19 protein-coding genes and 1 riboswitch are annotated in these 17,359 nt (G+C 38.3%); of the genes, 13 read left to right on the top strand and 6 right to left on the bottom strand.

Annotation, left to right across the window (positions count from 1 at the left end; all coding sequences use genetic code 11):
- Positions 1–62: 62 nt before the first annotated feature.
- Positions 63–1,322: an MFS transporter gene (locus JOC48_RS15395; protein WP_204501172.1), complete on the bottom strand. Its 1,260-nt coding sequence runs from the start codon at positions 1,320–1,322 to the stop codon at positions 63–65.
- Positions 1,323–1,650: 328 nt separating this feature from the next.
- On the opposite strand from JOC48_RS15395, the gene JOC48_RS15390 reads away from it, so the two are divergent.
- Both JOC48_RS15390 and JOC48_RS15385 read left to right on the top strand, forming a co-directional pair.
- Entirely contained in the window at positions 1,651–3,609 is a 1,959-nt protein-coding gene (locus JOC48_RS15390; RefSeq protein ID WP_338024335.1) for a GTP-binding protein, read from the top strand.
- Positions 3,610–3,723: 114 nt separating this feature from the next.
- On the top strand, positions 3,724–4,080 hold the full coding sequence (locus JOC48_RS15385; protein WP_204501169.1) for a hypothetical protein: 357 nt from the start codon (positions 3,724–3,726) through the stop codon (positions 4,078–4,080).
- Positions 4,081–4,186: 106 nt separating this feature from the next.
- Here the strand turns inward: JOC48_RS15385 and JOC48_RS15380 are convergent, their stop codons facing one another.
- The 3 genes from JOC48_RS15380 to JOC48_RS15370 form a co-directional block, all read right to left on the bottom strand.
- Positions 4,187–4,441, bottom strand: coding sequence for an LSm family protein (locus tag JOC48_RS15380; RefSeq protein WP_204501168.1), 255 nt, complete (start codon positions 4,439–4,441; stop codon positions 4,187–4,189).
- Positions 4,442–4,597: 156 nt separating this feature from the next.
- Positions 4,598–5,416: a DUF2268 domain-containing putative Zn-dependent protease gene (locus JOC48_RS15375; RefSeq protein ID WP_204501167.1), complete on the bottom strand. Its 819-nt coding sequence runs from the start codon at positions 5,414–5,416 to the stop codon at positions 4,598–4,600.
- A 5-nt stretch (positions 5,417–5,421) separates the two neighbouring features.
- A complete protein-coding gene (locus JOC48_RS15370) occupies positions 5,422–6,126 on the bottom strand; it encodes a class I SAM-dependent methyltransferase (RefSeq protein WP_204501166.1) in 705 nt (234 codons plus the stop codon).
- A 184-nt stretch (positions 6,127–6,310) separates the two neighbouring features.
- Between JOC48_RS15370 and JOC48_RS15365 the strand changes: the two genes are divergently transcribed.
- The gene (locus JOC48_RS15365) at positions 6,311–6,805 is read left to right on the top strand and encodes an Lrp/AsnC family transcriptional regulator (RefSeq protein WP_204501164.1); all 495 of its coding nucleotides are present in this window, start codon (positions 6,311–6,313) and stop codon (positions 6,803–6,805) included.
- The gene (locus JOC48_RS15360; protein WP_204501162.1) at positions 6,802–7,971 is read left to right on the top strand and encodes an aminotransferase; all 1,170 of its coding nucleotides are present in this window, start codon (positions 6,802–6,804) and stop codon (positions 7,969–7,971) included. The genes JOC48_RS15365 and JOC48_RS15360 overlap by 4 nt, the downstream gene beginning before the upstream one ends.
- Before the next feature lie 66 nt (positions 7,972–8,037).
- Here JOC48_RS15360 and JOC48_RS15355 read toward each other — a convergent pair whose 3' ends face one another.
- Positions 8,038–9,552 (bottom strand): glycine betaine uptake BCCT transporter, encoded by a 1,515-nt coding sequence (locus tag JOC48_RS15355; protein ID WP_204501160.1) that lies wholly within the window; start codon positions 9,550–9,552, stop codon positions 8,038–8,040.
- Between the two features lie 200 nt (positions 9,553–9,752).
- On the opposite strand from JOC48_RS15355, the gene JOC48_RS15350 reads away from it, so the two are divergent.
- The 3 genes from JOC48_RS15350 (at position 9,753) to JOC48_RS15340 (ending at position 13,269) form a co-directional block, all read left to right on the top strand.
- Positions 9,753–10,139 carry a DUF2500 domain-containing protein gene (locus tag JOC48_RS15350; protein WP_338024334.1) on the top strand — a complete coding sequence of 129 codons (387 nt, stop codon included), beginning with the start codon at positions 9,753–9,755 and terminating at the stop codon, positions 10,137–10,139.
- Between the two features lie 151 nt (positions 10,140–10,290).
- Positions 10,291–11,967: a formate--tetrahydrofolate ligase gene (locus tag JOC48_RS15345; RefSeq protein WP_204501158.1), complete on the top strand. Its 1,677-nt coding sequence runs from the start codon at positions 10,291–10,293 to the stop codon at positions 11,965–11,967.
- 144 nt (positions 11,968–12,111) lie between these two features.
- The gene (locus JOC48_RS15340) at positions 12,112–13,269 is read left to right on the top strand and encodes a family 43 glycosylhydrolase (protein WP_204501155.1); all 1,158 of its coding nucleotides are present in this window, start codon (positions 12,112–12,114) and stop codon (positions 13,267–13,269) included.
- A gap of 111 nt (positions 13,270–13,380) precedes the next feature.
- Here JOC48_RS15340 and JOC48_RS15335 read toward each other — a convergent pair whose 3' ends face one another.
- Complete coding sequence (locus tag JOC48_RS15335) at positions 13,381–13,668, bottom strand: HesB/YadR/YfhF family protein (protein ID WP_204501152.1); 288 nt, start codon at positions 13,666–13,668, stop codon at positions 13,381–13,383.
- A gap of 383 nt (positions 13,669–14,051) precedes the next feature.
- A riboswitch (cyclic di-GMP riboswitch) is annotated at positions 14,052–14,139 on the top strand.
- Positions 14,140–14,280: 141 nt separating this feature from the next.
- On the opposite strand from JOC48_RS15335, the gene JOC48_RS15330 reads away from it, so the two are divergent.
- The 6 genes from JOC48_RS15330 to cpaB are packed head-to-tail and all read left to right on the top strand — an operon-like array spanning position 14,281 to position 17,352.
- Positions 14,281–14,622 carry a DUF192 domain-containing protein gene (locus JOC48_RS15330; RefSeq protein WP_204501150.1) on the top strand — a complete coding sequence of 114 codons (342 nt, stop codon included), beginning with the start codon at positions 14,281–14,283 and terminating at the stop codon, positions 14,620–14,622.
- A 17-nt stretch (positions 14,623–14,639) separates the two neighbouring features.
- Positions 14,640–14,828 carry a Flp family type IVb pilin gene (locus JOC48_RS15325; protein WP_204501147.1) on the top strand — a complete coding sequence of 63 codons (189 nt, stop codon included), beginning with the start codon at positions 14,640–14,642 and terminating at the stop codon, positions 14,826–14,828.
- A gap of 31 nt (positions 14,829–14,859) precedes the next feature.
- Positions 14,860–15,372: an A24 family peptidase gene (locus JOC48_RS15320; protein WP_204501145.1), complete on the top strand. Its 513-nt coding sequence runs from the start codon at positions 14,860–14,862 to the stop codon at positions 15,370–15,372.
- The gene (locus JOC48_RS15315) at positions 15,369–15,752 is read left to right on the top strand and encodes a TadE family protein (protein WP_204501142.1); all 384 of its coding nucleotides are present in this window, start codon (positions 15,369–15,371) and stop codon (positions 15,750–15,752) included. The genes JOC48_RS15320 and JOC48_RS15315 overlap by 4 nt, the downstream gene beginning before the upstream one ends.
- Positions 15,753–15,763: 11 nt before the next feature.
- Positions 15,764–16,669 (top strand): pilus assembly protein TadG-related protein, encoded by a 906-nt coding sequence (locus JOC48_RS15310; protein WP_239584410.1) that lies wholly within the window; start codon positions 15,764–15,766, stop codon positions 16,667–16,669.
- An 8-nt stretch (positions 16,670–16,677) separates the two neighbouring features.
- Positions 16,678–17,352, top strand: coding sequence for a Flp pilus assembly protein CpaB (gene cpaB / locus JOC48_RS15305; RefSeq protein WP_204501138.1), 675 nt, complete (start codon positions 16,678–16,680; stop codon positions 17,350–17,352).
- Positions 17,353–17,359: the final 7 nt, after the last annotated feature.

The raw sequence follows: 17,359 nt of genomic DNA, 5'->3' as shown, positions 1-17,359 counted from the left end.
GGTCCTTTTTGGCTGTTTTCCAATTTAAATAAGCAATTTATCCATGGAAATCTTTATAACGTTTATGCAGCTGATTCTGATTTTGGCTCTGGTACATAAGCAAGAATAATAAAACCAATAATGAATAGAATGACTAGACTAAATACACCCATGTTCGATTTCCCAGTTACTTGTGCGGTTGCTCCTAATAGAACGGGTCCCATGATGGATGCGAACTTTCCGAATATATTATAGAAACCGAAAAACTCATTTGCGTGATTCTTTGGTATTAGCTTAGCAAAATAGGACCTACTTAATGCTTGAATACCTCCTTGAGAGGTAGCGACGAGCATGGCTAGTATCCAAAAATCTAACACAGTCTCTAAGAAAAACGCATAGATACAAACAATGATATACACACAGATACCGACATAAAGCATCTTTTTACCTGTGAATCGCTCGGAAAGCCGACCATATAAAATAGCAAACGGGGCAGCGACTACTTGAGTGACAAATAGAACAACTAGTAAATTGGTAGCGCTTATTCCTAAGTCCGTCCCATATGCTGTTGACATGGAAATAACTGTACCAACACCATCAATGTAAAAAAAGTAGGCGAGAAGGAATAAGAAAACTGCACGATATTTTTTAATTTCTTTAAATGTATTAGCTAACCGTTTAAAGCTATTAAGTACAAGCTTTGGTTCTCGATTAATATAATGCTTTTGATGGACATGCTTTAACATCGGAATCGCAAATATTCCCCACCAAATAGCGGTAATAATGAATGCAATTCGGCTAGCGTTCGTACTGGATAGAGGTATTGTCTCTGTTTGAGCTAACATGATAATTGCGATACTAATAATAAAGGGGATTGTACTACCGATATACCCTAATCCAAATCCTCTAGCCGAAATACGATCCATCCGCTTTTCTGTTGTTACATCTACAAGAAAGGCATCATAGAAGACGTTTGCTCCAGTTGAGCCAATCGATGCGATCGTATAACAAATGAGGAGCAATAACCATTGTTCACTTGGAACAAAAGCGAGGAACGCTGTTGATAGGACACCTAACCCGAAAAAGAAAGTAAAAAAACGCTTTTTCATTCCTTGGTAATCTGCAACTGTCCCTAAGATTGGACTAAGCATAGCTAAGATAAAGGTGAAAATAGAAATGGTATATCCTAAGTAAGCGGTAGAGTTTGCAGCACTGACACCAGCATTCGTTGCTGCTGCCTTATAAAAAATTGGAAATATAGCGGTTGTAATAATAATGGAATAGGCAGAATTTGCCCAGTCATAAAACATCCAGCTGTTTTCTTGTTTCGTAAACCCCTTCATGTACATCCCCCTCAACGTTTCGGTTATTTTTATTTTACAGGAAAAGAACGCTTTCAAATAGAGGGAATTAAAGAAAATTTGGCTAGCGCCAAGCCTTTAGGCGCAGGCGATCGCCTAGTTGCGCTTATACTTAGTTCCTAAAAATTTTTACTACGTCGATTAACTTCAGCGCTAAAATTTTAAACTTTCCTAACGTGAAAAAATAAACATTACTTTTACATGAGAAGGTGAACTACCCAAATAAGATGAAACCTTTGCTATACTAGTAGAAAGTAAAAATTCAAAACTTCGAACGAATAGAAGTAATGGAAATCGATGAGTATTAGAGGTGGGGAATTTGCATAAAACGATAGGAATATTGGCACACGTTGATGCAGGGAAGACAACCTTTTCTGAACAACTGCTTTACCATACAAGTCGAATCAAAAAGCGGGGAAGGGTCGATCATAAGGACGCATTCCTTGATAGTCATACGATTGAAAAACAACGGGGTATTACTGTTTTTGCGGACCAAACAACGTTTACGTATAAGCAATCAACCTATCATCTTATTGACACACCTGGTCACGTCGATTTTTCTCCGGAAATGGAACGGGCGATTCAAGTGATGGATTATGCTATCGTCATTGTTAGTGCAGTGGAAGGTGTCCAGGGGCATACGGAAACAGTTTGGCAGTTACTTCAAAAGCATCGAATTCCAACCTTTTTCTTTATCAATAAAATCGATCGCGTTGGTGCGAATATGGAAAAAGTTTTAGCAGATATTCGCAAGCATATGACCGAGGATGCTTTTCCTATAACAGGAGCGAACCTAGAAGGAAACATGGATGAAGCTTTGGTAGAATTTTTAGCAGAAAGAGATGAGCAGCTTTTAGAAATGTATATGGAGAAAGGATATGATCAAGAGATATGGTTGAACAACCTCATCGATCAGATTAATCGCAATCAAGTGTTTCCTGTTATGCACGGGTCGGCACTTCAGGATATCGGTGTCGTGGAATTTTTACATGTATTCGATTCCCTAACGCTTACCAATTATAATAATCAGGAGGCCTTTTCTGGACGCGTTTATAAAATTAGACATGATGAAAATGGCACGAGACTTACCTTTATAAAAGCGTTGGCTGGAACATTAAGTGTTCGTGAACCCTTGGCTTACGGGGCTTTTAATCAACAAATGGAGGAAAAAGTTACACAGCTTCGAATGTACCACGGGGAAAAATACGAACAAGTGGAGACTGTCCATGCAGGAGAATTATTTGCTGTTACTGGATTAACGGATGCACAAGTTGGTGATGGGCTTGGAGCATTAAAGGAAAAAGCAGCATTTGAAATGATTCCAACGTTAAAGTCTAAAGTGATTGTAGACCCATCTTTACCTGTGAAAGAAGCATTAAGGCTGTTTCAAATATTAGATGCTGAAGACCCTTCGTTACATGTTCATTGGGATGAAAGGTTGCAGGACATACATATCCATGTAATGGGAACCGTTCAATTAGAAGTGTTAGAGCAGTATGTGAAAGAACGGTTTGATTTATCGGTGTCTTTTGCAGATCCAGAAATTGTATATAAAGAAACGATCGAAGCGCCAGTGGTTGGCTATGGACACTTCGAACCATTAAAGCACTATGCGGAAGTCCATTTGAAGATAGAGCCTGCTGAACGAAACAGTGGTATCTCTTTTGAGAATGCCTGTCATGCCGATGACCTGTCTGTCGGGAATCAAAACTTGATTAGGCATCATCTGTTTGAACGAGAGCATCATGGTTTACTAACAGGATCTGCTGTTACGGACGTGAAAATTACGTTATTAACGGGTAGAGCACATGAAAAGCATACGTCGGGAGGCGATTTTAGGGAAGCTGCGTTTCGTGCATTGAGACAAGGACTAGAAAAAGCAAATAATCTCTTGCTAGAGCCTTATTATCAATTCAAAATTAGGGTTGAAATAGAATTGATGGGCAGAGTCATTTCAGATATCCAACAAGCGAACGGAACATTTGAAACACCGAATACAGAAGGTGAAAAAGCAACAATAACTGGTACAGCACCAGTAGCTACCTTTAAGCAATATAGTGTTGATCTGGCATCGTTTACTCAAGGAAAAGGATCCATTCATTTAACATTTGCTGGCTACTTCCCGTGTCACAATCAAGAGGAAGTTATCGAGCGGATTGGATACAATAAAGATGCTGATCCCGAATACAGCTCCTCATCAATCTTCTGTGCTAAAGGAAAAGGCTATACCGTACCTTGGGATAAGGCAGAAGCGTACATGCACGGTTGAAAAAGGCACTTCTGAAAATCACTTTGTTTTTCGAGAATAGGATGCTTGTTTAAGATAAGGAATAATGGGTAATTTATTAGTAAGCAAGCATAAATAACGGAAAGGGGTGTATCCATGGCTACACATATCCTAGCCTATTTTAAAAACGAAAATGATGCAGAAGCGGTACACGCAGATTTGCATCGTTTACATGTCAATAATGTGGTAGTTGATGAAATGCCAGAGGATGCTGAACCTGAAATGATAGTACCAATTGCTGCTGTTAATACTGGTTCTGGTGGTGCCGCCGTAACAAATAATGGTTTTTTTGCTGCAGCTTATGGTCAACTCGACTTGGATGACATAGGAGACGATGCTGAAGATAGGCGAAAACACTTATTAGAATTTGATGTAGAAGATGAAGATGTAGATGCGGCTATAGAAATTCTTAAGAAACACGATGGATATATAGATAAATCATTGCTTCAATAATGCTTTCATTGGTGCTGTCTTTTTCACTAAGTTCAAAAAAATACAATAAGAGAGGATGCCCTATAGATAGAGCATCCTCTCTTAAATTGGTAGTAGGAAATAGTGTTTACCAGAAGAAGAATGGAAGGAAAGCTAAAGTAGCAATTGCTCCAAATGCAACCCCAACACCAAAACCAGGTCCGTATCCATACGGTCCCCAGTAGCCAAATCCATAGCCGCCTAGTCCTCGAGGGGTTGGTTGTAAGAATACATGAGAATGGTTTACTCGTTGAATAATACCACGATGGACTCTGCCATCCTTTGTTGTTATCTTAACTGGTTTTCCAACGTTCTTTTGACACATGTTAAAATAGTTTGACATACAAAGTGCTCCTTTCATACTTCCGATTAGTGCTCTCCAACACTTATAATAGGTTATGAAAGGAGTGGACGAAATGTAGAGGTTAGTTGACCGATGGTTATCGCACATTTATTAATAGTTGATGTTCAAAAAGTCGCCAACTTTTTGAACAACGCATTAATAGGAAGAATTATGAAAGATCTCATCAGAGGATAATCGTAAGCTTTCAAAAATTGATTTATTGCTATTTTGAAGAAATGAGTACACGAGATGATAGCCGGTATTGTACCCTAACGACTTCGGAATATTTCCTTTTCCATATAACAATATATCATGGCGCCGATCTGTTTTTTTCATATCAATATTCGGTTTGATCCATTTTTTCCAGTGCTTTTTTACCTCTTCGTCAGAGTATAATTTGGTCCAATTTGCTATATATTTATCACCTAATAAGCTGCGAACTGCATTTTCAGCCAATCCCTCTAGGATTAGGGAGTCTAATAAGCATAGCTCCTCTTCTGTTTTGTCTATGAAATGAAGACGACAAACATGGTTATACTCATGCGTAATCAAAGCAAGTAATTCCTTTGTAGTCGTTTTATCTGTTATAAACAAAAACATTTTATCGCGAAAGCTCAGACCAGATAATCCGTTGAATTCCCTTTGGAGTACACGACTTGTAAAATTAGAAGGAAAAATAAAGACAGGAACATCTGGACCTTTCCACGCTTTTTTTAAGGTCGACAATCCTTTCTCTGCCTGTTTCCACACGTTCCTTTTGATCATTTTTCTAATTACCTGTTTATCTGATGGATCTGGTAAAAACAATCCGTGGCTTAATAAATGAGCATGTAAATCATCTATATTAGCAGTTGGAAAATAATCCAATAACTTCTGACACAATGCTTCTTTTTGAACTTGAAGATTCCGTTTGTGATTTCTTTTTTTGTTTTTTTCATAAACGGTTAACCATTGATCTGTAGGTATAATTGTCACAAATATCATTCCTTCCGTTGACAATAATAAAGATAAGAACCTAATCGATCAGCATATTTCTCACTTAAATAATGGTGCTTAGCCATTAACTGAAGCATTGTTTCATTCATTTTAGCAGGGTGGTTTAGCTCATAGTTGCTACCTAAATAAGGGTCGACTGTTTCTTTTTCCATTAGGGAAAACCCATTCTTTTCAATTAAATGAATCCACTCGTCTTTAGTAGGAACATCTGTAACTTGATAAAAATCTTTTAATTCTTGGATTTCACTCTTATCTAACCAGCCAGTATTGGTCATTTCTAATAAAACTAATCTGCCATTGGGGTGTAAGACCCTTGCATATTCTGCTAATGATTTAGATATATTCGTAAAGGATGTAACTGATTCGGATAGAATAATGTCAAAGGAATCCGATTCGAAGGGCAGTTGTTCTGTGCTTCCTTGAACAATAGTAGCCTTGATTGGTTTTGTTTCAATCCGTTGTATGGCCTGATTTGTCATCTCTGTATCAATATCTAAACCGACAGTTTCACAATCAAATTTTTCTGCTAGGTATTCAACGGTTTTACCGGTTCCACAGCCAGCGTCCAAAATTTTTGTGAATGAATCAATAGGAAGCTTCTCTGCTATTTTTTTTGTTACCGCCATACTTCCAGGGTGTGCACCACCAACACCTAATTTTGCTAATAGGTTCGTATAATTTAATGTCATTTTCATTACTCCCGTTTACTTTTTAACAATATAATATGTATGTTCAAAAAATTTGGGAAAAGATTTATTCCAATAAGTGCGTGTTCAAACTGATTGAGGATATACTTTAAATTGCGGTTTGTTTGTAGTAACATTAGATAAAAATTGTCAGATTTTTAATTAGCAGAAAAGTAGGTGATTCAGCTTGAAACAGAAAGAAATAGAGCTTCTAGAATTATTGGAGGAAAATGCAAGGATAAATATTGAAAGTATAGCGAAGATGATTGATGTAAGCGTCGAAGAAACGAAAAAAATGATAGAAAAATTAGAGAACGATAATGCCATATTAGGTTATTCAACCATTATTAATTGGTCGAAGGTTTTGGAATCTGAAGAAGTTACGGCCATGATTGATGTGAAGGTTACACCTGCAAGAGGTGTTGGCTTTGATAAGGTAGCTGAGCGAATTTATCGCTTTCCAGAAGTTAAAGCTGTTTACTTAATGTCAGGTGCTTATGATTTATCTGTTTCAGTAGAAGGAAAAACCATGATGGAAATCAGCCGTTTTGTCTCCGAGAAATTATCAACCCTTGATACAGTTATCTCTACAACGACTCATTTTGTTCTCAAGAAATATAAGCATGATGGTGTCATTTTTGATGACGGTGAAGATGACAAAAGAATTATGGTGACACCATGACAATACAAGGAACTTCCTATCTTTCAAAAACGGTTGAGAGCTTAAAACCTTCGGGAATCCGACGTTTTTTTGATTTGGCTTCAAAGATGGATAATGTCATATCGTTGGGGGTTGGGGAGCCAGATTTTGTTACACCGTGGAACGTGATTGAAGCAAGCTACCATTCGCTTGAGCAGGGATATACTGCATATACAGCAAATTCGGGCTTATTAGAGCTTCGGAAGGAAATTAGTCATTTTTTAAATAAGCATTATAGCCTTGATTATAACCCAGAAAATCAATTAATCGTTACAGTTGGTGCTAGTCAGGCAATTGACTTAGCTTTAAGGGCAATTTTAAATCCAGGTGAAGAGGTTATTGTTGTTGAGCCTGGCTTTGTATCTTACGCACCAGCAGTTACTTTAGCCGGTGGAAATCCAATTACTGTTCATGCTGATGCAGAAAAGGAATTTAAAGTTCAAGCAGAGCAATTAGAAAAAGCAATTACCCCTAATACCAAAGCTATCATCCTTTGTAGTCCGAATAATCCGACGGGTACCGTACTGAATAATGAAGAATTGGGTAAAATTGCAGCTGTTGTAGAAAAACATGATTTAATCGTAATTTCTGATGAAATATATGCTGAATTAACGTATGATGAATCGTTTACAAGCTTTGCTTCCATCGTTGAAATGGAGGAACGAACCATTTTAATTTCCGGATTTTCCAAGGCATTTGCCATGACTGGTTGGCGATTAGGTTATGCGGCTGGACCAGTTTCCATCATTGAAGCAATGACAAAAATTCATCAATATACAATGATGTGCGCACCAACAATGGCTCAGCATGGGGCTTTAGAGGCTTTGAGAAATGGTGAGAGCAGTGTGCAAAAGATGAAACGAAGCTATCAGCAGCGAAGGAATTTCGTCGTCAAAGCGTTGAAAGAGATGGGCCTTGATTGCCATATGCCTGGAGGAGCGTTTTACGTCTTTCCATCCATTAAGAAAACAGGACTGACATCAGAGACCTTTGCAGAGAAACTGTTACATGAGGAAAAGGTTGCTGTCGTTCCCGGAAATGTGTTTGGCTCCAGTGGTGAAGGCTATATTCGTTGCTCATACGCTACTTCCTTAAAACAGCTAGATGAGTCGATGAAACGAATAAATAGATTTATCAATAACATATAAAAAAACAGGGGGGTCAGACCCTTTAGGGGTCTGACCCCCTTTTTCACTGTTTACATTTACATTTTCTTACGTTTTTTTGCGTTTTGGTATACGACCTATTCCTAGTTCCTTTGCTTCATTATTAAGTGCTTTAATTAAGCTAGCCGTCATTAAAGCCATAATCACAGAGAATGGAAGTGCAGCCGCTATCATGAGATTTTGAAGTGCTTGAAGACCTCCGGAATAGAGTAAGACAAGTGCGATAGCAGCTAACATAATACCCCAGGTTATTTTGATTTTTGCTCCAGGTGAATGCGAACCATTTGTTGTCATCATTCCTAATACATAGGTTCCTGAATCCGCAGAAGTAATGAAAAATGTGCCAATTAAAACCATGGCTACAATCGAAGCAAAGAATCCTAAAGGGTAATTAGATAACATTCCAAATAACGACTCCTCTGTTGCAAGCGCAGAGATTTGGGCGATGTTATCGTGTTCTAATTGAATCGCTGTTCCTCCAAAGGTTGCAAACCATAGAAAACCTATAATCGATGGCGCTAATAAGACATAGAACACAAATTCACGAATCGTTCTTCCCCTAGAGACACGTGCAATAAACACGCCAACAAATGGTGACCAGGCAATCCACCATGCCCAGTAAAAGATTGTCCAGCCGTTTATCCATGCTCTATTTTCTTCATCTAATGGTGAGATTCGAAAGCTCATTCTTGGTAAGTTCTGCAGATAAGTTCCAACTGTGTCTGTGAAAATATTTAAAATAAATAGGGTTGGACCAAAGACAAGTACAGTTAAGAATAATATGGCTGCAAGCACCATATTGACATTACTCAAGATTTTAATTCCTTTACTTAATCCTGTCCAAGCCGAAAATAAGAAAAGGACAGTAACGATTGCGATGATAATGAACTGAGATACAATCGATATTGGGATATTAAATAAGAAGGACAACCCACCATTAATTTGAACGGCTCCAAAGCCTAGTGTTGTTGCCACCCCCATCACTGTTGCTAGTACTGCTAAAATATCAATCAATTTCCCAGTTCCACCATCAACACTGTTTCCTAAAATCGGTCTTAGTGTTGTACTAATTAAACCTGGCTCTTTATGACGGAAGTTAAAGTAAGCAATAACCATTGCAACGATGCCATATATTGCCCAGGCGTGTATTCCCCAGTGAAAAAATGTAAAGCGCAGTGCATCTCGAATGGCTTGGTCTGTTCCTGTTTCTCCAGTAGGTGAACTTATAGCATAATGACTAATCGGCTCAGCCGTTCCATAGAATACCAAACCGATCCCCATTCCTGCACTAAATAGCATGGCTAACCAAGTCGGTCTAGAAAATTCAGGCTTATCATCCTGCTTGCCTAATTTAATTCTTCCAACAGGAGTAATTAAAAAATATAAACAGACAATGACAAAAACGGTAACGAGTATTAAATAATACCATCCAAACGATGCAGAAAAAAAAGCTTGCACATTACCTGTTAATTCCTCTAGTGAGTCTGGAAAAATAATTCCGAACAAGACAAGTAGAGATAAGATGACAAGTGAAACGTAATATACTGTTGATCCTTGTTTCATTAATTATTCTCTCCTTTTATTCGTTGTCACTCTTACATAGCTTTTCCTTATTGTCTTTATTTTGACTTAGATTATGTATGGAAAGAAAAAAGCCTTAGAAATATTACCAAATAAAATCAATAATTACAAATTTTAGATAGCGTAAGCAATAAATGTGTTAAAATTAGTTACTATAATCAATACTTCTAGGAGGAATTGGAGTGGGAGGAATAGGTTTTCCTGGAGATATTATGTTTCAGATCGTACCAATTATTATTATGATTGTTTTTGTTGTTGTTATTGGAACGATTATATTTAACGTCATAAAAGGGATTGGTCAATGGAATCAAAACAATCAATCTCCACAACTGACTGTTCCTGCAGTAGTAAAATCGAAACGTACGCATGTAAGCCGAAGATCGCATGGACATGGTAATCATGTACACCATGGGTCAAGAACTGATTATTATGTAACGTTTGAATTTGAAAGTGGTGACCGATCTGAATTTAAAGTGAGTGGCCAAGAATATGGCCAGATAGCAGAAGCGGACTTAGGTATGCTTACTTTTCAAGGAACCCGTTATCTTGGATTTTCACGAGATACTTAAAAAAGCTGACGGAAATGCACGAGCAAATGTGCTTTTCCACCAGCTTTTTTTTCATGGGAGGAAAGAAAATGCTATACTGATGAAAAATAGATAGTGAGTAACCATTCAAACTATTTTTTGTTACTCCAAAAAAGAGATAGGATGAAAAAATATGAAAGTACATAGTGATATAGAAATTGCACAACAAGCAAATCTAAAAAGAATAGAGGAAATCGCTTCCTCGATAGGATTAAAGGAAGAAGAATGGGAGCCATATGGCAAATACAAAGCAAAAATCTCCCTTGATGTGTTGGATCGATTGAAAGATAAACCGGATGGAAAGGTAGTGCTTGTCACATCTTTAAATCCAACCCCTGCTGGTGAAGGGAAATCAACGGTAACGGTAGGATTAGGACAAGCATTAAATAAAATTGGTAAGAAAGCCGTTGTTGCTTTACGGGAACCTTCCTTAGGTCCGACGATGGGATTAAAAGGTGGAGCGAGTGGTGGCGGTTATTCGCAAGTCATGCCGATGGAGGATATCAACCTTCATTTCACCGGAGATATTCATGCGATCACGACAGCAAATAACGCGTTGTCTGCTTTTATTGATAACCATATCTTTCAAGGAAATGCTTGCGAAATAGATACACGTAGAATCGTATGGAAGCGAGTTGTAGATTTAAATGATCGTGCCTTAAGACAAGTGATTGTTGGCTTAGGAGGAGTAAAGCAAGGTGTTCCAAGAGAGGATGGCTTTAATATCACGGTTGCCTCCGAAATTATGGCGATATTTTGTTTAGCAACAAGTATGCAGGATTTGAAAAGTAGGCTTGCCAAAATTGTTGTCGGCTACAAATCAAATGGTTTCCCAATAACAGTAAAAGATTTGGGTGTGGAAGGTGCACTAACATTATTATTAAAAGAGGCAATTAAACCAAACCTTGTACAAACTTTAGAAAATACACCAGCGATTATTCATGGTGGGCCGTTTGCCAACATTGCTCATGGCTGTAATAGTGTTTTGGCGACCAAAGTTGCGAGTAAGCTAGGCGATTTTGTTGTAACAGAAGCAGGATTTGGGGCCGATCTTGGTGCGGAAAAATTTTTGAACATCAAGGCCAGACTAGGTGAAATAAAGCCAGAAGCAGTTGTCATTGTAGCGACGATTCGTGCATTAAAGATGCATGGGGGCTTATCCAAAAGTGAGTTGAAATCTGAAAATGGACAAGCATTACGTGAAGGAATGGACAACTTAGCAAAGCATGTAGAAACCATTGAAGCATTTGGTTTAGCCTATGTGGTTGCGATTAATCGATTTATTACAGACACAGACAAAGAAATAGAAGTAGTAAAAAAATGGTGTAAGGATAGAGGGATTGAGGTAGCAGTTGCAAACGTATGGGAAGAAGGAGGGGAAGGTGGAGTCGAATTAGGACATACACTTTTAAACGTAATCAACAATAAGAAGAGTGAATATCGTCCACTTTACTCATTAGAGGATTCCATTGAAAGTAAAATTACTACCATTGCCAAAAGGGTTTATGGGGCAGAGAAGGTAGATTTCACACCGAATGCACGAGCACAGCTAGAAGAATTTCATGCTAATGGATGGTCCAATCTTCCTGTTTGTATGGCAAAGACACAGTATTCGTTGTCGGATGATCCGAAGTTATTAGGTAGACCAACTGGATTTACAATTACTGTTAAGGAATTATGTCCCTCCATTGGTGCTGGCTTTATCGTCGCCCTAACAGGGGATATTCTGACAATGCCTGGATTACCAGCTGAACCAGCAGCATTACAAATGGATGTGAGTGAAGACGGAGATGCTATTGGCTTGTTCTAAAAAAGGGAAAGGATGTTGATTCAATCAACATCCTTTACTTGTTAGTATAACTTCCGTTTAAAATAGTAATTACCTCTTACTTGTAAGTACAATTCTTGATATAATAATGATAGCGCTTAGATTAAACGAGAGGGAGATAGAGAGATGAAGGTAACAGATGTTAAATCATTTGAACTTGAAACAACAGTAGGAATCGCTCCTAAATTACCTGAAAAGGTAGAGGCAGTTTTAGATAATGGCATTGTTGCAGATTTTAATGTGCAATGGGATTCGGTTGAATCAGCTCAATTAGCTGAAAAAGGAACGTTTACAGTAGAAGGTACCTTAGAACATAAAACATACCGAAAGCATCTTGTAGAACAAAGGGCAGATCCTTATATATACAAGCATACAGACGGTTATTATTATTTCACAGGCTCCTATCCACTCTATGATCGTATCGTCTTAAGAAGATCCAAAACAATAGAAGGGCTTACCGATGCTCCTGAAACGGTTGTTTGGAAAAAGCATGAAAGCGGTGTGATGTCCGAACATATTTGGGCACCTGAACTTCATTTTATTGATGGGAAATGGTACATCTATTTTGCAGCTGGAGAAAAGGATGATGTGTGGGAAATCCGTCCTTACGTATTGGAAACTGATGCAGAAAATCCATTAGAGGGAAATTGGACGGAAAAAGGTCAAATCAATACGGAATTTCAAAGCTTCTCGCTAGATGCAACAACCTTTGAGCACCAAGGGAAGCGTTATCTCGTTTGGGCACAAAAGGTAGATAATGATACGATTTCCAATATGTATATTGCAGAGATGAGCAATCCATGGACAATTAAAGAACAGGTTTTTCTTTCTACTCCTGAATATAAGTGGGAACAAGAAGGTTTTTATGTAAATGAAGGTCCAGCTTTCTTGCGCCGCAATGGTAAAGTATTTATTGCTTATTCTGGTGCAGCAACAGATGATCGATATGCGATGGGGCTTTTATCAGCGGATGAAAATAGTGATTTGCTAGATCCGAAATCGTGGACAAAAACACCAGAGCCAGTCTTTGTATCTAGCGAAGAAACAAGTGAATATGGACCTGGGCATAATAGCTTCACTGTCGATGAAGATGGCTATGATTTACTTGTTTATCATGCACGTCCATATAAAGAAATAGAAGGCAATCCATTATATGATCATAACCGTCATGCGCGTGTACAACGTCTGTTTTGGAATAACGATGGGACACCATACTTTGGCATACCTGGTCAGGATGTGGATGTATCTACACAGAAAGCTAAAGTGTCTGTAACGGTAAAGTAATGAAATATAAATAAACGCACATTGTCATGGCAATGTGCGTTTTTTCGGTGCAAATCTGTATCTCTCATAAAAAAAGGTATAGACTACCTCGAGCCTATACCATCCTAAAAATTACTCTATCACATATTCCACTTCATCAAATTTTCTGCTGTATTTCATATGAAAATCCATTCCATCAAAGTACCAAATATCCGAGTTTTCTACATAAAACGTAATTCCCAGAGCTTCTGTTTGCATTGCTGGATCATTCGGTTGGTCATTGGATAATGCAAGAGAAAAACCTTTGTGTACACCACCGTGCCCTCCATAACGAACAAAGAAGCGGACGAAATCTCCTTCCTTTAAATCCATTTCATCGATATACCACTTGGCAGCTGGTTGTGTAATTGAGATCTTCATGTTGTTGCCTCCTTCTAATTAACTATAACAAATAACGTTAGTATAGGACTAAATGATTTGCTTTCGTAAGACGCTTTATGTCATTTGTCGGTGTATGAAATGTAAGGTGATTGAAAAACATGTCATATTTTTAAGATTACATACTTTTTTCAAAAAAATAACTAGGTCAATTTCATGAAAATTATGGAAAAAATTACAAGTGAATGACAGGTGAATACGAGAAATGATAGGCTTAAATATCCAGATAATGATGGTAATTGTCCTATATCCATCAAATTTCCCTTTTTTATGTCAAAATAATTGAGCTTATTGTTGGGTTCTCGTTATCTACTGCATCCATTATCATGGTTACAAGAGATCAGTCGGAAAAGTAAATAACTGATTCTCGATAAAGGCAAAGCTGGTGAAAGCCAGTGACGCAAAGCTATAGGGGCTTCAGTGTATGGAACACTATGCCAGCCAGTTACCGAAAGATCAGGGTGTAGTTTTTTCTATAAGGGATCGTCCATTCAACTAGAAAAACGACCAACTTCTTTATAGCAAATATAACTACGAACAACAACCCCGCTTTCGGTGAAGGCGGGGTTAATTTTATTTAATGGAGGTGAGAGATTGGAATTAGTTAACCTGAGTAATGGACAAACGTTAGCGACTAACCTTCGCGAGGCAGACACTTTTTGGGAAAGGTTAATCGGATTAATGTTTACAAAAGCGTTGGACTCAGGCTCTGGATTACTGATTAAACCCTGCCAGTCCATTCACACATTTTTTATGAATTATGCCATCGATATCTTATACCTTAATGAAAAAAATGAAATTGTGGCAATGGATGAGGCTTTGCAGCCGGGAAAAATTGGTAAGCGACAGAAGCGGTCAGTTGCCGTCATTGAGCTTCCTGAGGGTGTAGCAAAGCAAACGGAAACGATGGTTGGTCATGTTATTCAATTTAAATAAGAAAAGGGGAGATTTTCATGTTAAACAAATTTAAAGCATTGTTGTTAGAAGAAGAAGGTCAAGGGATGACAGAATATGCGTTGGTGTTAGGTGTAATTGCAATTGGCGTGGTGGCAATTTTAATTACGCTTGGAGAAGAAATAACTGCCAAGTTCCAAGATGTTGTAGATATGATTAAGAATCCTAGCGGTGAAGAGTCTGGTTAATAATTAAATTAATAAATAGGAGGGCAAACCAATGCTAATCAACATCTTGTTATTTATCATTCTATTGACCTGTGTCATAACAGACCTAAAGTCTAGAAAAATATATAACCATGTCATTTTTCCATCTCTTGTCCTTGCCCTCCTTTTTCACTTTTTTACAGGTGGCTTTTCAGGGTTAGGTCATAGTTTACTAGGGCTTCTAACTGGATTTGCCATTCTTTTGATTCCATATTTGATGGGCGGCATGGGTGCTGGGGATGTAAAGCTTTTAGCAGTAATTGGTGCAATCAAGGGTGTATCATTTGTCCTTGCTGCAGCAGTGTATATGGCAATCATTGGGGCTGCTATTGGGTTAGCTATTATGTTGTTCAGGCGAGGTGCTTTTCAGAGAATGAGAGTACTTGTTTACTCCTTATGTGGCATGAAATATGGAGTTAAAATATTTCCGAGTCAGGAAAGTCTTCAGGCAACATACCCGTATGGAGTGGCGATTGCGGGTGGTACGATGATGGCGTTTTTTGTAAATGGGGTTCAATTCTTATGATGCGCGAGGAAAAAGGACAAGCATTAGTAGAAATGTCCCTTGTAATTCCAATGCTACTCATCATCCTTGTTGGTGTATTTGATATTGGTAGAATGATTTACACCTATTCCACGTTACATTTTACTGCACAGGAAACGGTTCGGCTCGGCAGTTTTAGTAAGGGAGATCCTGAAATGGAACAGTTTGCCCGTAATAATTTTAGTGCTGGAGATCGTTCGGAGCTAGAAGTGGCCATTTCCCCTTCTGAAGAGATGCGCAAGCCTGGTGAATATGTAACGGTTTCCCTTACCTATCCTGTAGATCCATTCATTCCCGTTGTAAGTACATTCCTACCTGATGAAATTCTGCTCCAAGTCGATTCTACGATACGAATAGAATGAGAGGGGTAGTAATGAAGAAGATAAAAAAATTTTTTAAGAAGGAACAAGGAAATGTGCTAGTACTTGTCTCCATATCGTTTATGGCTTTATTAACGTTCACGGGTTTAATCATTGATGGCGGTATGCTTTATATGACGAAGTCCCACCTGCAAAAGGTAGCAAATGCTGCAGCGTTATCAGGAGCACAGGAATTAACAGATGAAGATGAAACGGAAGTAGAAGAAATAGTCGATGCAATTATAGCTTTCCACCGAGAATCAGCTGCTTTATCAAACATCAATGTCACCTTGAACGAACAGGTATCGGTTGACCTTGACGAGCCTGTAGAGCTTGCGTTTTCTAGTTTGCTAGGATTTGAAACAATTAACGTTAGTGCTCAAGCGACAGCAAGTTTAGGAAAAATGGGTAGAGTCGTCGGTGCTGCTCCATTAGGTATTAATGAATCGATATCACTAGAGTATGGGGTTAATTACGAGTTAAAAGTAGATTCAGACGACGTCGACACTGGTAATTTTGGCATCTTAGCTTTAGAAGGCCCTGGTGCTGCTACTTATGAAGATAATCTACGTCATGGATTTCAAGAAGAACTAAAAGTTGGCGATATTGTTGATACGCAGACAGGTAATATTGCTGGTAAGACAAAAAAGGTAGTCGATGAATTAGTTGATAGCTGTGATGACCCTGATCAACGGGATTGCAGAAGAATTTTGCTTGTCCCTGTTTATCAGCCATACAATCAGGATTCGAATCAAATGAAGCAAGTGCAGATAACTGGGTTTGCTTACTTTTATATACTAGAACGGATGCAAAATAACGATACATCGATTACAGGAATGTTTATCAAGCGCACCGATACAGGATTTGAAGATACAAATGCAGTAGATCGTGGTGCATACAGTATTCGATTAACAGAGTAGGTGAAAAAATGAAATCACGAGTAATTTTATTATTGTCCCTTGTTATGGCCATTTTCACTACCTTTTTATTTATCAATTATTTGCAACAAAACGAAACAAAAGGAGCATCTGCACCAGATGTTACAAAAGTAGTTGTAGCAAAGGAAGCAATCCGGCAAAATCAGCAGATGTCAGTGGAGCTCGTTGAACTGACTGAAGTGACTAAGAAAGATGTACATCCAACAACATTAACCTCTCTAGAGGATGTGGAAGGGAAAATTGCAACAGCTGCTATCGAGAAGGGGGAAGTTATTTTAGCTCACCGAGTCCAAGCTGATGAAGCAGAAGAAAAGGTTGTTTCTCGAAAAATTAAAGATGGTTTTCGAGCAGTTTCTGTAGGAGTTAATATCGTGCAATCTGTTTCTAATTTAATAGACCCCGAGGATTATGTAGATGTTATCCATTCTAAAATATTAGAGGATGATTCGGTTGAAACGGAACAGCTTCTATCTAAGGTACGTGTACTAGCAGTTGGACGAAAATTAACGGAAACAACAGCTGGGGAAGATGAAGGATATGTAGAATATAGCTCAGTCACATTAGAGTTAAAGCCGGATGATGCGAAAGCGTTGATCCATGCATCAGAAGAAGGGTTGATTCACTTTACTTTACACTCTAGTATTCTGCCAACAGAAGAGGAATAAAGGAGAG

Source organism: Aquibacillus albus, from assembly GCF_016908325.1.
In the GTDB taxonomy this organism is placed as follows: domain Bacteria; phylum Bacillota; class Bacilli; order Bacillales; family Amphibacillaceae; genus Aquibacillus_A; species Aquibacillus_A albus.
The sequence above is the reverse complement of the archived record's forward strand: the minus strand, read 5'-3'. Positions and strand labels throughout refer to the sequence as shown.